The 15,532-nt window shown below is 67.0% G+C and carries 13 protein-coding genes and 1 pseudogene; 8 read left to right on the top strand and 6 right to left on the bottom strand.

The window, feature by feature from the left end; all coding sequences use genetic code 11:
- Nucleotides 1-72: 72 nt before the first annotated feature.
- Genes Q8814_RS18550 through Q8814_RS18540 form a run of 3 tightly spaced genes read right to left on the bottom strand, consistent with a single transcriptional unit; the run spans nt 73 to nt 2,398 of the window.
- Entirely contained in the window at nt 73-657 is a 585-nt protein-coding gene (locus Q8814_RS18550) for a VIT1/CCC1 transporter family protein (protein WP_330153460.1), read from the bottom strand.
- Complete coding sequence (locus Q8814_RS18545; protein ID WP_330153459.1) at nt 658-825, bottom strand: hypothetical protein; 168 nt, start codon at nt 823-825, stop codon at nt 658-660.
- Nucleotides 826-877: 52 nt separating this feature from the next.
- The gene (locus tag Q8814_RS18540) at nt 878-2,398 is read right to left on the bottom strand and encodes a bifunctional aminoglycoside phosphotransferase/ATP-binding protein (protein ID WP_408015934.1); all 1,521 of its coding nucleotides are present in this window, start codon (nt 2,396-2,398) and stop codon (nt 878-880) included.
- A gap of 145 nt (nt 2,399-2,543) precedes the next feature.
- Here Q8814_RS18540 and Q8814_RS18535 point away from each other — a divergent pair, with 145 nt between their 5' ends.
- From Q8814_RS18535 to Q8814_RS18510, 6 genes are all read left to right on the top strand, one after another.
- Nucleotides 2,544-4,892, top strand: coding sequence for a glycerol-3-phosphate 1-O-acyltransferase (locus tag Q8814_RS18535; RefSeq protein ID WP_330153458.1), 2,349 nt, complete (start codon nt 2,544-2,546; stop codon nt 4,890-4,892).
- A complete protein-coding gene (locus Q8814_RS18530; RefSeq protein WP_330153457.1) occupies nt 4,889-6,319 on the top strand; it encodes an HAD-IB family hydrolase in 1,431 nt (476 codons plus the stop codon). Before Q8814_RS18535 ends, Q8814_RS18530 begins: the two co-directional genes overlap by 4 nt.
- Nucleotides 6,320-7,423 carry a lysylphosphatidylglycerol synthase transmembrane domain-containing protein gene (locus Q8814_RS18525; protein WP_330153456.1) on the top strand — a complete coding sequence of 368 codons (1,104 nt, stop codon included), beginning with the start codon at nt 6,320-6,322 and terminating at the stop codon, nt 7,421-7,423.
- 118 nt (nt 7,424-7,541) lie between these two features.
- Nucleotides 7,542-9,101 (top strand): sodium-dependent transporter, encoded by a 1,560-nt coding sequence (locus Q8814_RS18520; RefSeq protein ID WP_330153455.1) that lies wholly within the window; start codon nt 7,542-7,544, stop codon nt 9,099-9,101.
- Nucleotides 9,098-9,205 (top strand): methionine/alanine import family NSS transporter small subunit, encoded by a 108-nt coding sequence (locus tag Q8814_RS18515; RefSeq protein ID WP_330153454.1) that lies wholly within the window; start codon nt 9,098-9,100, stop codon nt 9,203-9,205. Before Q8814_RS18520 ends, Q8814_RS18515 begins: the two co-directional genes overlap by 4 nt.
- A 141-nt stretch (nt 9,206-9,346) precedes the next feature.
- Nucleotides 9,347-10,183, top strand: coding sequence for a hypothetical protein (locus Q8814_RS18510; protein WP_330153453.1), 837 nt, complete (start codon nt 9,347-9,349; stop codon nt 10,181-10,183).
- 42 nt (nt 10,184-10,225) lie between these two features.
- Here Q8814_RS18510 and Q8814_RS18505 read toward each other — a convergent pair whose 3' ends face one another.
- Entirely contained in the window at nt 10,226-10,879 is a 654-nt protein-coding gene (locus Q8814_RS18505; RefSeq protein ID WP_330153452.1) for a TetR family transcriptional regulator, read from the bottom strand.
- Between the two features lie 161 nt (nt 10,880-11,040).
- Here Q8814_RS18505 and Q8814_RS18500 point away from each other — a divergent pair, with 161 nt between their 5' ends.
- Together Q8814_RS18500 and Q8814_RS18495 are read left to right on the top strand one after the other, a co-directional pair.
- Complete coding sequence (locus Q8814_RS18500) at nt 11,041-11,892, top strand: LLM class F420-dependent oxidoreductase (protein ID WP_330153451.1); 852 nt, start codon at nt 11,041-11,043, stop codon at nt 11,890-11,892.
- A gap of 25 nt (nt 11,893-11,917) precedes the next feature.
- Nucleotides 11,918-13,381 carry an FAD-dependent oxidoreductase gene (locus tag Q8814_RS18495; protein ID WP_330153450.1) on the top strand — a complete coding sequence of 488 codons (1,464 nt, stop codon included), beginning with the start codon at nt 11,918-11,920 and terminating at the stop codon, nt 13,379-13,381.
- A gap of 25 nt (nt 13,382-13,406) precedes the next feature.
- On the opposite strand, the gene Q8814_RS18490 is transcribed toward Q8814_RS18495, so the two are convergent.
- Both Q8814_RS18490 and Q8814_RS18485 read right to left on the bottom strand, forming a co-directional pair.
- Nucleotides 13,407-14,915 carry a GMC oxidoreductase gene (locus Q8814_RS18490; protein ID WP_330153461.1) on the bottom strand — a complete coding sequence of 503 codons (1,509 nt, stop codon included), beginning with the start codon at nt 14,913-14,915 and terminating at the stop codon, nt 13,407-13,409.
- Nucleotides 14,916-15,002: 87 nt separating this feature from the next.
- A pseudogene (locus tag Q8814_RS18485) lies at nt 15,003-15,532 on the bottom strand (hypothetical protein); the annotation flags it as partial.

Here is a 15,532-nt window from a genome sequence, read left to right as displayed (position 1 = left end):
GTACCGGGGTGCGGCGCCGCCCGGCTTCAGCAGACTTGTCCTGCGGGCATGTCCTGCGGGCGATACCCGGCCCTACGCGGCGATACCGAGCAGAGCGCCCACCGCATACGTCACGATCATCGCGAGTGCCCCGCCACCGACCACCCGCAGCACCGCCCGGCCCCGCGGCGCACGGCCGAGCCGGGCGCTGATCGACCCCGTCGCCGCGAGCGCGACCAGCACCGCCACGAACGTCACGGGAATCCGGAACGCCTCGGGCGCGAGCACGATCACCAGCAGCGGTACCAGTGCCCCGACCGTGAACGCGATCGCCGACGACCACGCCGCTGCCCACGGGTTCGCCAGGTCCGTCGGGTCGATCCCCAACTCGACCTCCGCATGCGCCGCCAGCGCATCCCGAGCCGTCAATTCCTCGGCCGCGGCGCGTGCTGTCTCCGCGGCCAATCCCTTGTCCTCGAGCAGTCCGGCCAGTTCGCGCAGCTCCGCCTCGGGCATCTGCGCGAGTTCGTGTCGCTCGGTGCGCAACATCGCTTCTTCCGTGTCGCGTTGGGTGCTCACCGACACGTATTCACCCAGCGCCATCGACACGGCGCCCGCTGCCAGACCCGCAGCACCCGCGGTGAAGATCGTTGCGCTGTCGGTCGTGGCGGCGGCCACTCAGACGACGAGGCCGGCCGTGGACACGATTCCGTCGTTCGCGCCCATCACACCGGCTCGCAACCAGTTCAGTTTCGCCCCGATGCCCGGAGTGTGGGGCTCGAGAGTGGTGTGCTGGTGGCCGGCGTGCGGGTCGTCGGCGGGTGAGCTGAAGGGACGCAGCGGCATAACGCCAGATTAGGTCGCCGCCTCCGGCTCCGGTAGCACGGACAGCCTCACCTCACCACGGCCCGAGACCGAATTCCCGTTCCAGCCCGGCGGTGTCGGGTTCGGTTCCGTCGCCGGTGTCGAAGACCACCGCAGTGGGCCATTCTTCGCGCCGCCGCAACTGCTCGTCGAGGACCGCGGGTGTCGCGTCGGATGCATCGTTGCCCTGTTCGGCTCGAGAGCGGATGCGGCGCAACAACACCGACCGATCCGCCCGGCATTCGATCTCGACGACATCGGCTGTGGCGGCGGCGGCGATCTCGCGCGCTGCTGCGCGCCGCGACTCCGACAGCCAGGTGGCGTCGAGAACCACCGACACGCCACCTTCGAGCATGGACGTGGCGCGGCGCAACATCTCGGCGTAGGTCGCGTCGGTGTGCGCCGGAGCGTACAGCCCGGCGTCGACACCGTCGCCCGTCCGATCCGTCGGCGCCAACCCGACGAGTTCCTTGCGGATGACGTCGCTGCGTAGCACCGTCGCACCGAGATGACCACCGATCGTGCGAGAGAGGGTGCTCTTGCCTGTCGCCGTCACACCCCCGACGATCACGAGCCGCACCCGCGCGCGCTCGAGATTGCGCTCGACCTGGTCCAGAAACCGCATCGCGGGTTCCCGGGACGCCGCATCGCCCTGGTCGTGACGCAGCGCGGTGACCTTGGCACGCACCAGCGCCCGGTAGGCAATGTAGTGGTGTACGAGCGACGCCGGTGGTGCATCACCCGAAACCTCGCCGTACGCGCGCAACAACCGACGGCCGGCGTCCACCGCTCCGAGTCGTTCGAGATCCATCGCGAGGAACGCGAGATCGAGCGCGGCGTCACCGTATCGCAGTTCGTCGTCGAACTCGAGGCAGTCGATGATCCGGGGGCCGTCGTCGAGACAGAAGATGTCGTCGGTGAGCATGTCGCCGTGCCCGTCGACCGCGCGTCCCGCCGCGATGCGTTCGTCGAACAGCACGGACCGGCCCGCGAGATAGCGACCGGCCACCCGCCGGATACGGCCGAGTACCGCCGCCGCCTCGACACCCACCGGCAACCGCTCGAGATGGTCCAGGCTCTGCCACCACAGGTCGGTGACGAATTCGGTCGACGCGCACCGATCGATCGCCGGATCGCGCGGGGACACCGCGTGCAGAGCGGCGACCTGGCGCGCCACATCTTCCACGGCGGCGCCGACGTCCTCACCCCGCTGGATCAGAGCAGCGAGCCGGCGGTCGTCGGGCAGTCGGCGCATCTCGACGAGATGCTCGCACACCCGGCCGTCGGGACCGTGCACGTCCGCGACACCGAGATACACGTCCGGCGCCAGACGCCGGTTGAGGTCCACCTCGCGGTGACACGCCCGTTCGCGGGCAGCGCGGGTGCGGTTGTCGAGGAAGCCGAGATCGAGGGGCTTCTTCATCTTGTGCACCTGGTCGCCGACGAAGAACACCACCGACGTATGGGTTTCCCGGATCGCGGCGTATCCCGCGGTGCCGGCTCGGCCGGTCCCGACCACAGCGCTCCCCTCGTTGCCGTTGCCGGCCTCGGACATCTGACCGGCGTTCGGTGTCCACTTTGCCCCAGCGTGCACCCTTTCGCGCGTCGACGCTACGACGGACCGATTCTCGTGCCCAATGCACGGATCGCGCGACTCGAACGCGGTAGTTTGCAGTCGAGGGACATGCGGAAGGGGGCCAATGAGCGCGCATGGGGAGCACGGCTCCGGTACGGCCGGAGAACCGACCGTGATCGTCGCGGCGGCGAGGACGGCGATCGAACGAGATCTCATCGCGCGATGGTTGCGGTCCGACGATGTGCCCCCCGAATACCGGAAGCACGGTCCGCCGGACGTGCTCGATCTCGACGCCCGTGTCCTGGCAACCGAGCTGGTCGACCGGGACGACGATCCACTCGTCCTGCCGGTACGGGTCGTGTGGCTGCCGGCGGAACGGGATGGGGCACGTCGCGTCCGGTTCTCCGACATTCTCGCCCTCACCAACCCGCGGAATCCCAACCGGCTGGTCCAGAAGTGGCTCGTGAGCCGGGCCACCGATCGACACCGCATCGTGGTGGCGCACCCGGCGCGGCTGACCGACCTCCGCGAACAGCTTGCTGCCGAGGACGGTGTCCCGGATGCGGGGGCGCTCGCGCGGTACGTGACACGGCGGGCGGTGGTCGCCCTGGAACGCGCCGAACGAGCCGTGATCGGCGACCGATACAAGGTACCGCGCCTCGTCGCCGCGCAGATCATGGATTCGGCATCGTTCCGGCGCCGCCTGGACGAGGTGGCCGCCGAGTCCGGTCTTTCGCGCCCGGAGGCGGAGGAGCGGGCGCGCGCCGCGCTCGACGAGCTCGTCGCGGTGCAGTCGCGTCTGGTCACGGACCTGTTCACACAGGCGATGCGACCACTGCATTCTGCGGCGTGGACGGTGCGCGCCGACCTGGCCGGACTGCGCACCCTCCGCGAGCTCAATCGGCGACATCCCCTCGTGTTCCTGCCGTCGCACCGCTCGTACGCCGATGCCTTCGTGCTAGGTGACATCCTGGCCAACAACGACTTCCCCGCGAACCACCTGATGGGTGGTGCCAACCTCACCTTCTGGCCGATCGGCCCGATTGCACGGCGCACCGGAACGGTGTTCATCCGCCGCAGTTTCGGCGACGACGCCGTGTACAAGGCGGCGCTCGAGGAATACTTCGCGTTCCTGCTGTCCAAACGGTTCAACCTCGAGTGGTACTTCGAGGGCGGGCGTACCCGAACGGGAAAACTGCGCGCACCGCGCTTCGGGCTGCTCAACTACGTCGCCAACGCGATCCGCAGTGGCCGCGTGGAGGATGCGATGCTCGTCCCGGTGTCCATCACCTACGAAGGACTCGCCGAAGTCGCGGCGGTCGCCGCGGAGCAGACCGGTGCGACGAAGAAACCGGAAGGACTGACGTGGCTGGCCCGGTACGCGCGCGGGCAGCGGCGCCGCGCGGGCAATGTCTACGTACATTTCGGTGCGCCCCTGTCGATGCGCACCCATCTCGCGGCGAGCGGTGATCCCGACCTCGGCGACCCCGCGGCAGACGAATCGGAGCGCGCCGACAGGCGTCGCAAGTCGCTGCAGAAGGTCGCGTTCGAAATCGCCGTCGGCATCAACCGCAATACCCCCGTGACCGTGAACTGCCTGGTGACCTTCGCTCTGCTCGGCGTGCGCGACCGGGCACTCACGCTCGACGAGGTGCGGTCGGTGCTTGCACCCGTACGGCGCTATCTCGACGCCCGGGGGGCGCCGCAGGGCGAACTGCGGATTCTCGACGCGGAGGGCGGACTGGCCGAGGTTCTGCAGTCGCTCTGCGATGCCGGCGTGGTGACGATCTATACCGGCGGTCTCGAGCCGGTGTACTCGATCCAGCGGGGTCAGCACCTCGTCGCCGCGTTCTACCGCAACAGCGGCGTGCACTGGTTCGTGAACCGCTCGATCGCCGAACTCGCGGTCCTCTACGCCCGCGAGAACCCGGGGGCATCGCCGATACGGGGTGCGTGGGAGGAGGCGCACCGGCTCCGCGACATGCTCAAATTCGAGTTCTTCTTTCCCGACAACGAGACGTTCGAAGCAGAACTGCTCGACGAGCTGGCACTGCTCGAACCCGAATGGCGCGACATGCTGCCTCCACCGGAGGAGGTTCTGGGAAGACTCGTCGAAACCGGGGTCTTCATGACCCACCGCACGCTGCGTTCGTTCTTCGACTCGCAACTCGTCGTCGCCGAGCGGCTGGCCGATCGCGACCCCGCGGTCGAGATCGACCGTGCCGCGTTCCTCGCCGAATGCGTCGCGATCGGACAGCAGATGCTGCTGCAAGGCCGGTTGCACGGTCCCGAGTCCGTATCGTCGGAGCTGTTCGCGACCGCGCTGGAGCTGGCACGCAACCGCGGACTGCTCGACCAGGACGAGAGTGTCCGCGAGAAGCGGCGCGAGTTCGCGGTGCAATTGCTCGCCATCGGTGAGCGGGTCGCACTGACCGAATCGCTCGACGTGTCGAACAGGAAGGCGCAGCGTTGAATCTCGCAGAGGCTCTGCAACGAGTACGGACCGGCCCGCAGGGGCCGGAGGTAGGTGCGTTCTTCGATTTCGACGGAACCATCGTGCACGGGTTTTCGGGCGTACATTTCTTCCGCGACCGCCTGCTGGCAGGCAAGGTCACCGCCTCCGAACTCGCCGCCACCATGATCAACGGTATCCGGGGCACGGAGACCGAGGACGACTTCGAGCGTTTCGTCGCGATCGCGTTCCGCGCCTGGCGCGGCCACACCGAAGACGAGTTGTACGAAATCGGGCAACGCCTGTTCACGTCGACGATCGCCGGGCACCTCTACCCCGAAGCGTGGCAGTTGCTCCGCGCACACCAGGCGGCCGGGCACACGGTCGTGATCGCGTCGTCGGCGTCCCGCTACCAGATCCAGGCCAGTGCCGACGCGCTCGGCGTCGACCACATCCTGTTCACTCCGCTCGAAGTCGCCGACGGCATCCTGACCGGCAGGGTGAACGGTAAGTCGTTGTGGCGCAGCGGGAAAGCCATTGCATCCCGGCTCTTCATCGACGACCACGGACTCGACGCGTCATCGAGCTACACCTATTCGAACGGTGGTGAGGACGTCGAGTTCCTGGAGTCGACGGGTAACCCCACAGCCACCAACCCCGACCGCACCCTCGAACGCGTCGCACGCGAACGGGACTGGCCGATCCTAAGATTCCGTCCGCGCGGCACCCCGGGAGCGAAAGAGCTGGTCCGCACCGCCGCCGCGTACGGCGGAATGTTCGGATCCATTTGGACCGGAATCGGACTCGGTCTGATCAATCGCAACAAGAAGCTTGCGCTCGATTCGATCACCAATATCGGCGCGGACGTCTCGCTGGCGCTGGGGGGCATCGACGTGCGCGTCCAGGGTGAGGCGAACGCATTCGCGCGGCGGCCGGCCGTGTTCGTGTTCAACCATCAAAGTCAGCTCGATCCCGTAATCCTGGCGAAGGTCCTGCGACACGACTTCACCGGCGTGACGAAGAAGGAGATGGCGAACGATCCGGTGTTCGGCGCGTTCCTCAGATTCGTCGGGGCGACCTTCGTGGACCGCACCGACACCGGCCAGGCAGTCGCGGCGCTGGGTCCGGTCGTGGATACGTTGCGAAGCGGCACGTCGGTCGTCATCGCTCCGGAGGGAACCCGCTCCCTGACACCCGACATCGGCCGGTTCAAGAAGGGCGCGTTCCACATCGCGATGCAGGCGCAGGTCCCGATCGTGCCGGTGGTGATCCGCAACGCCGGGGAGATCCTGTGGAAGCACTCGACGCTGATGCGCTCGGGCACTGTCGACGTGGCAATCCTGGAACCGATCGACGTGAGCGACTGGACCCGCGCCGACCTGCCCGAACGCATCGCGGACCTGGAGAACCTCTATCGGCGTACCCTCGCGGACTGGCCCACCGAATAGATGGCGGACGACGACACCACCCCCGCCGACGACGAGTATTCCGGCGAGAACCACGGTGCGCTGACACCGAATCGGCGGAGGTACATCAAATGGATCATCGGTGTGCTTCTGGTCGTGGTACTCACCGTCGAGGTGGTTCTGGTGTGGCCGGAACTGTCCGACAGTGTCCGTGGTCTCGGGAGCCTGCACTGGGCGTGGGTAGTCGCCGCCGTGGTGGCGTCGACCATGGAAATGTGGAGTTTCGCGCGAGTACAGCGCACGTTGCTCTCCGCGGCGGACGTGAAAGTCTCACAGCGCCAGTCGCTGTCGGTGGCCCTCGCCGCGAATTCGATGAGCGTGACGCTGCCCGGCGGCCCGGTGGTCGCCACCACGTTCACCTACCGGCAGATGCGCAAGTGGGGCGCGGCCCCCGTCGTGGCGACGTGGCAACTCGTAATGGCAGGTCTGTTGCAGGCGGCCGGGCTCGCACTGCTCGGACTGTCCGGTGCGCTGCTCGTCGGTGCCACGACCAACCCGTTCTCCCTCATCTTCTCGATCGGCGGACTCGCCGTCCTCGTGGTGCTGATCCAGTACGCGGCGAGTAATCCCGGCTCGCTCGAATCGATCGGGTTCATCGCCCTGCACGGGCTGAACCGGATCCGCAAGAAGCCTGCCGAGGCCGGCGCCCGGGCGTGGAAGAAGATCGTCGACCAGATCGGGGCGGTGCAGCTGGATCGGCCGCACGCCGCGCGGGCGTTCGGCTGGTCGCTGTTCAACTGGCTGTGCGACGGCGCATGCCTTGCCTTCGCCGCCTACGCGGTCGGCGGGGAGCCGAGCCTCGCCGGGATCGCCGTCGCGTACGCCGCCGGCACGGCGACGAGCCGTGCGATCCCTCTGCTTCCCGCGGGTCTGGGTGTCATGGACGCGGTACTCGTGCCCGCCCTGACGGCCAGTGGGATGAGCGGTGCGGAGGCACTCTCCGCGGTCGTCGTGTACCGGTTGATCAGTTTCCTTCTGATCGCCGTCGTCGGATGGATCGTGTTCGCGCTGCGCTACCGCGGTGCGTCCGCAGAGGAGGACGAGGAGCCCGGCCCCGAGCTGGACAAGCTGTGGGACGACACCTGATCCGCACTCCGGCGACACAGCTCCGCGACCGGAATGCACCTGCATCGCCGATCTTCACTACTGTTGTCCCGCCGCGCGCTAGCGTCGACGGCATTCGAACGAGTGGAGGGACTGATTCGTGACACAGCCTGCGGTCGCGCAAAAACGAGAGGTCTGGTCGGGCCGGTCGGTGTTCATCATGGCCGCCATCGGCTCGGCCGTCGGCTTGGGCAACATCTGGCGGTTTCCGTATATCGCGTACGAGAACGGCGGCGGTGCCTTCCTCATCCCGTACCTGGTCGCCTTGCTCACCGCGGGTATTCCGCTGCTGTTCGTCGACTACGCGATCGGCCACAAGTTCCGGGGATCGCCGCCGCTCGCGTTCCGGCGTCTGGGCCGCGGCAGCGAGTTCGTCGGCTGGTGGCAGGTTCTGATCTGTTTCGTCATCGGCGTCTACTACGCGGTGATCGTCGCGTGGGCGATCCGCTACACCTTCTTCTCCGTCACCGAGGCGTGGGGTGCTGATCCGGAAGGGTTCTTCCTCGAGGACTTCCTCCGCGTCGACGGCGAGTCGTCGTTCGGACTGAGCTTCGTACCCGGTGTCGCGTGGCCGCTGCTGTTGGTCTGGGTCGTCACCCTCACGGTACTGGTCCTGGGAGTGCAGCGCGGTATCGGCAACGCCAGCCGGATCTTCGTGCCGCTGCTCCTCGTGCTGTTCCTGGCCCTCGTGGTTCGGGCGCTCATGCTCGACGGAGCGAGTGCGGGTCTCGACGCGTTTTTCACCCCCAACTGGTCGGCGCTGACCGACACCGGGGTGTGGATCGCGGCGTACGCCCAGATCTTCTTCTCTCTGTCGGTGGCGTTCGGCATCATGCTGACCTACTCCTCGTACCTCAAGCGCAGGACGAACCTGACGGGTTCGGGCCTGGTGGTCGGCTTTTCCAACTCGAGCTTCGAAGTCCTCGCCGGTATCGGCGTCTTCTCGGCCCTGGGGTTCATGGCACAGGCCCAGGGTGTGGCGGTCGACGAGGTCGTCGCGAGCGGCATCGGTCTCGCGTTCATCGCCTTCCCCACCATCGTGTCGGAAATGCCGGGCGGCCCGATCTTCGGTGTGCTGTTCTTCGGCTCGCTCGTGTTCGCCGGATTCACGTCGATGATCAGCATCATCCAGGTGACGGTCTCCGCGTTCCAGGACAAGACAGGCCTCGGCAAGGGGTCCGCTGTGCTGATCATCGGTGGGGCGGCCGCGATCACGTCGCTGCTGTTGTTCCCCACGACGACGGGGCTGAACACCCTCGATGTGGTGGACCGGTTCGCGAACCAGTTCGGCGTCGTCGGAGTGGCATTCACGGCCGTCGTCGTGATCGCATGGATCCTGCGACGCCTGCCACTACTGCGCACCCACCTGAATGCGGTGTCGTCCTTCAAGGTGGGTATGGCCTGGTACGTGTTCGTCGGCGTCATCACGCCCCTGGTTCTCGCGTACATGCTGTTCAGCGAGATCCGCGACCGGATCAGTGAGGGCTACGGCGGTCTGCCCGACGACCTCGTTCTCGCCTTCGGCTGGGCGGTGCAGGGAGCGGCGATCGTGCTCGCCATCGCTCTGTCGTTCATTCCGTGGCGCAGGGGTGTCGACACCGAGTACGAGGAAGAAGAACTTCGAGAAACCACCAAGGCCGAATCGGGAGAGAACCTGTGAGCGGAACAGCAATCGCGATGATGATCCTTGCCCTCGTGACGGTGTGGGGCGGGCTCGCGCTCAGCATTCTGCACCTGCGCAAGCACCCCGACGAGAGCGAGTAACGCTCGGCAGCGAATGTCGGTTGAGTAACACAACGGGTGGCGCCCTGGCGAGGGTGCCACCCGTTGTGTTCTTCTGGTTCCCGACACCCTCAACCTTTACTAGAGACTTAGGCTTGAGGCCGACATCGCACAGGAGCAGCTATGACCCGCAGGACCACCCGCCACCGGATGCGCCACTTCACGGCTGCGGCAACTCTCACCGTGGCCGCCGGCCTCACGCTGCCCGCCGTCGCTCTTGCACAACCGCTTCCGGCCGAACCCCCGGCAGTCGAGGCTCCGGCAGTCGAGACCCCGGCGCCGAGCCCGCTGCCCGCGATCCTCGACGCACTGCATGCCGACCCGGGGGCCGATCAGGTCGCGGTCGCCGCAGCCCGGGCCATCATGGATGCACGCGGCAGCCTCGTCGATGTCGCCGAATCGACGCCGCTCAGCACCTATCAAGACGGCATCGAATTCCTCCGCACGCTGGGCGTCGAACCGTTCCTCTACCCCACCGGCGCACCGTTCTGCACCGACGACAGCAGCCTGCCCCTCGGAATCGCGCCCGCGGTCGCCGGCGCTCTCCCCGGCCCGTGGCCGGACCGGGACGTCCTCGGCCGGAAGCTCAACATCGTCGATCCCGGCAACACGCTCTTCGCGTTCGTTCCCGTCGGTCTCGAAGACGATGCGAACGCCGACGGAATCCAGCTGGCCTGGTTCAACATCAACAGCCTGCGGGGCGGGTTCGTGCCGATGGGCACCATCGAGGATGCGGCGAATCAGGCTGTGCCGGCAGGTCTTCCCCCTGCTGCGGAACCGTTCGTGAAGAACGCCATTTCGAGCTTCATCGCCGACACCGTCCCGTTCGGCGGCGTCCGTGTCGCGCCCGTCGACACCGGCTCGGGCACGGTTCTTGCGGCAGTCTTCGGCACCGTGCAGAACGGTGAGAAGTCGTGCTTCTTCCTCCCGACAATCGGTGTCGTCGAGGTTCCGGCCTGACAATTCTTTGCTTGCGACCACTCCCCCGGTTGCAGCAGGGCGTCAGCGCGTCTGCTGCAACCGGGCAAGCCGGTCGAAGACCAGCGCGACGGCGGTGTCCATATGGGCGATCACATCGTCCACGCTCTGGCGACCGGCCACCCAGCTCACCAAACCCGCCATCCACACGTCAGCGATGATGCGCACCGCATTGAGCACTTCCTCGGTGACAGTCTCGATACCTGCCGCGTTCGCGAACAGCTCGGTGAGTACCTCGCCCAACCGGTCGAGTTCGGCGGCCGACGATGCGTCGGCGAACATCGCGGCCCGCACCAGAGCGTCGTACAGTTTGCGCTCGCTCTCGAGTTGTTGCACCGAGCCGCGCAGTACCGCCATGATGCGCTCGTGCGCCGTGTCGCCGGGCAGGTCCGCGCCGCCGAAGCGCTCCGCAACCTCTTCGAAGATCAGGACCAGGGTCACCACCAGCAGTTGATTCTTGGAGGGGAAGTACCGGTACACCGTGCCCAGCGCGACGCCCGAGCGTTCGGCCACCGCGCGCATCTGCACTGCGTCGTAGCCACCCTCCGACGCCAACTGCCTCGCCGCCTCGATGATGCGCAGGTAACGGGCCCGCTGTGCCGGTTTGAGATCGGCTCCCGGCACGGCCGTCGCCGACCGCTTCACCGGCCGGACCTCCGCGTTCGGCTCCTCCGTCATCCAGTCACCTTCCATCGCCTCCAAGCCAGGATAGTTCAGCAGCGGCAACGCACCGGTCGCAGACATCACGTCGGGGCTATTTCTAGACAGGTGTCCGGAAACCCTTCCATCGAGAGGTAGAACGCGTTACATTTTCTGCGTCAACGATGAGAGGGGCCGCTGTGCGCCACGGAATCACCCTGTTCACCAGCGACCGGGGTATCCGACCCGATGTCGCCGCGAAAACCGCAGAGAGCCGCGGGTTCGACAGTTTCTACGTTCCCGAACACACCCACATCCCGGTCCGGCGAACCTCCGCCCATCCGGGTACCGGAAACGAAACACTCCCCGACGACCGGTACATGCGCACCCTGGACCCGTGGGTCGCTCTGGGTCTCGCCGCGGCCGTGACGTCCACCATCAGACTGGGCACCTCCGTGGCGCTGCCCCTCGAGCACGATCCCATCACTCTCGCCAAAACCATCGCCTCGCTCGACCACCTGTCCGGTGGCCGCGTCAACCTGGGTGCCGGATTCGGCTGGAATGCCGAAGAACTCGCCGACCACGGGGTCCCGCCCACCAAGCGACGCACCGCACTGCGCGAGTATCTCGAAGCGATGCAGGCCCTGTGGACACAGGAGGAAGCATCGTACGACGGCAAGTTCGTGTCGTTCGGACCGAGTTGGGCCTGGCCCAAACCCGTTCAGCAGCCGCGCCCTCCGCTCCTCATCGGTGCCGGCGCCACCGACAGGAACTTCGAATGGATCGTGCGCTCCGCCGACGGCTGGATCACCACCCCGACCGAACGCGACATCGTCGACAACGTCCGGCGTCTGCACAAGATGTGGGCCGACGCCGGCCGTACCGGAACACCCGAAGTCATCGCGCTCGCCGGACGTCCCGACCCCGACACACTCGACCAGTGGCGCGACGCCGGTGTCACCGAGGTGATCTTCGGGCTGCCGGACCGCGATGAGGCCGACGTCGTCGCCTACATCGACCGGCTCGCCGGCAAGCTCGGCCACGTGTCCTGACCGACCTATCCAGAACGGACGAACAATGCCCTCCGACCTGCATCCCCTGCCCGCCGACCAGGTGACCACCTGGGATCACGAGGCCGACGTCGTCGTCGCCGGATACGGCATCGCCGGCGTGTCCGCCGCCATCGAAGCCGCCCGCGCCGGGGCGGAAGTGCTGGTCCTCGAACGCACCGGGGGGTGGGGCGGCGCCGCGTCGCTCTCCGGCGGCATCGTGTACCTGGGCGGCGGCACCGGACTGCAGAAAGCCCTCGGATTCGACGACACAGCCGAGAACATGAAGACCTTCATGCTTGCGGCCCTCGGGCCCGGGGCAGACGAGGACAAGATCGCCGAATACTGCAATGGCAGTGTCGCGCACTACGACTGGCTCGTCGACAATGGTGTCGTGTTCAAGGAGAGCTTCTGGGGCGAACCCGGATGGGAAGTCCCCGGAGACGACGGTCTCATGTATTCCGGGGGCGAGAACTCTGCCCCGTTCAACGAGATCGCCACGCCCGCCCCGCGCGGCCACGTCCCGCAGATGGCCGACAAGCGCACCGGAGAGAAGGGCGGCGGTTTCATGCTCATGCAGCCGCTGTCTCAGGTGGTCGAAAGTCTCGGTGTCCGAGCAGAATACGACGTCCGTGTGCAGCGGCTCATCGTCGACGGCGACGGCCGGGTCGTCGGTATCGTCGCCAAACAGTACGGCAAGGAGGTGTGCGTGCGTGCCCGGCGCGGCGTCGTCCTCGCCACCGGCAGCTTCGCCTACAACAAGGAAATGGTCGCCGCGTACGCGCCGCAATTGAACGGCCGACCCGGCGCTGCCATCGAAGAGCACGACGGCCGTGCCATCCGCATGGCACAGGCCCTCGGTGCCGACCTCGCGCACATGGACGCCACCGAAGTCGCGTTCTTCGGCGATCCGCAGCTCATGGCGCGAGGCATCCTCGTCAACGGCCGCGGCCAGCGGTACGTACCGGAAGACACCTATCCCGGTCGCATCGGCCAGCTGACGCTGCTGAAGAACGACAATCAGGCGTTTCTCGTGATCGACGAGGTGGCCTACGAGAAAGGTTGCGCAGCAACCAGTTCGACCCCGTTCTTCCGGTTCCGGCCGAAGTGGGTGGCCGAGACCGTCGAAGAACTCGAATCCGACATGGGTCTGCCGACGGGGACGTTGCAGGCCACCGTGGAGGTGTACAACAGGCACGCCGCCCAGGGATCGGACCCGGTCCTCGGCAAGAAGAGCGAATGGGTCAAGCCGATCGAAAGCCCCTTCGCCGCCCTGGACCTGCGCAACTGCACCGCGGGATTCACCCTCGGCGGACTGCGCACCACCGTCGATTCCGAGGTCCTGCACGTGTCCGGCGAACCCATCCCCGGGTTGTACGCGGCCGGCCGGTGCACGTCGGGCGTGTGCGCCTGGGGTTATGCGAGCGGGACATCGCTGGGCGACGGCAGCTTCTTCGGCCGGCGCGCAGGCATTTCCGCTGCGAAGGGCTGACTCGCCTCTCTTCCCGAAAGGGCAGTCAGAAGACGGTGCCGACATCGCGGCGAACGATGTCATCGGCACCGAACTCCGCGAGCGCCGCAATCGTCATCGACGGATTGCACGCGCCCGTCGACCCCGGAACCTTCGCGCCGTCGACGACATACAACCCGCGCTGCCCGAGGATCCGGCCGGCGTCGTCACACACCGTTCCGAGCGGTGCCCCACCCAGGGGATGAAAGGTGTTGATGTCGACCGCATTCACGTCGACCATGACAGCAATCGGCCCGACGATGCGACGGATGCGTGTCTCGATCGCGCGAGTCAGGTTCCGGTCGAATGCCTGGTCCCACTGCAGCACCGCGTCGTCCCTGCCTGCGTCGTAGTGCCATCGGCCCTGCCCGGGCACCACCCCGAGGCCGATGATCGACGTCGTCCCGATATCGGCCGGGAACGGCACCGGCCCGGTGACGATCATCAGCGCGCCGGCCGGATCGGAACTGTCGCGCATGCCCACGCAGGCCGGCCCACCCTGGAACGCACCCGGACTGACCAGCGGGGTCGTCACCGAATACACACGGTCACCGTTGTTGCCCCAGCCGGTGCCCACCGCGTCGGGTAGGTCGGTGATCAGACGCTTGGCATGAGCCTTCAGGAGCAGCCGTGTGGTTCCCGCCGATCCCGCTCCGAGAAACAATGCGTCGGACACGATGCGTTTGCGTTCGAGCACCGTTCCGTCGGTGTGGATCCGGTCGGCGTGGGTGATCCACGTACCGTCGGCTGCGCGTTCGATGTCGTTGACGCGGTGCAACGGCTCGACGTGCACCGCTCCGGTCGCCTCCGCCGCCGCCAGATAGGTGACGTCGACAGAGAACTTGCCGCCGTTGTTCACGCCGTAGATGACGTCCCCGGTGGTGTAGGACGGTTTCAGCTCCCCGGTGAGCTCGCGTCGCGCGTAATCCCAATCGATGGACATCGGTACCCGGAACGTCTCGTAGCCCTCGGCTGCTGCGCGGTCGAGGAACTGCCGGGACGAACGGTACCGCTCGTGCATGAGCACGTCGTCCGGGATCGGGGCGATATGCAGCATCCGCGCGACCCGTGGATAGTGCTCCGCGTCGAGCAGTCCGTAGTCGATCCTCGACGACACCGACCGCGCAAACCTTTCGGCGTCGGGCTGCAATGTCATCCCGTGGTACGTCAGAGAACTGCCACCGACGCCGGCGCCGCACAGGATGTCCATGCCGTTGCCGCGCACGCGTTCCATGAGCCCGGTGAACACTTCCGTCGGGACGGGCGGCGTACCGGTCATCACCGGTATCGGCGACAGCCACGACATGCGCTTGTCCGGCGAGAGCATGCGCGGAAAGGTGTCGGCGTTCGGCCCGGTGGGCCAGCGGATCCCACGTTCGAGCACCAGGGTCTGCACACCGGCGCGGCCGAGGTGCATCGCGGTGATCGCGCCCCCGAAGCCGCTGCCGACGACCACGGCGCGATGCCGTTCTTCGGTGACGGCGGCCCGGGCGCGGGGCACCGCCGGCAGTGACATGGCAACAGCGGTGGCGGCGACGCCGCCCAGCAGGGCACGGCGTGACAGCGCGACATTCACGTATTGCTCTCCTGAGGTCGGTGGCGCTCAGAGGACGATGAGGGGCAACGGTATTCCGCGGTCTGCGAATTCGAAGTCCGCGCCTGTGCTGAACCGGGTGATCGCCACTTCACCGGCTTCCTTCGCGGGTGTGTCCGTCCGGACGACGTCGACGATCAGTTCGTCCGCGGTTTCGGATCGAACCCGGGCCGTGAAGTGCGGGTCGACGCCCCGGACGAGCGCATCGAGCGGACCGAGGTGGTCGGAGTCGATCAGTGTGGGCCAGGCACTGTCGGCGTCGGCTCCACCACGGCGTCCGATCCGCAATTCGATCCGGCCGTCTTCGAGGGAGATCGAACGGTCGACGTACTGCTGCGGCGCGAACACGGGGTGAATGTCGAGCACCGTCGCCAGACCTTCGAGGGTCGCGGGCAGACCCAACGCGTTGCGGATGCGTTCGGAGGCCAATCCCGCGATTCCGGTGAGCTGCTTGCGCGCGAGCGTCAGCGCCGACTCCTCGTCGGTGCGTTTGCGGACGCCGAGCAGAAACCCGAGGGTGAGTTCGCGGATCTCGTCTC

It is taken from the genome of Rhodococcus chondri (genome assembly GCF_036327435.1).
Taxonomy (GTDB): Bacteria; Actinomycetota; Actinomycetes; order Mycobacteriales; family Mycobacteriaceae; genus Rhodococcus; species Rhodococcus chondri.
This window is presented reverse-complemented; position numbering and strand designations above follow the sequence as displayed.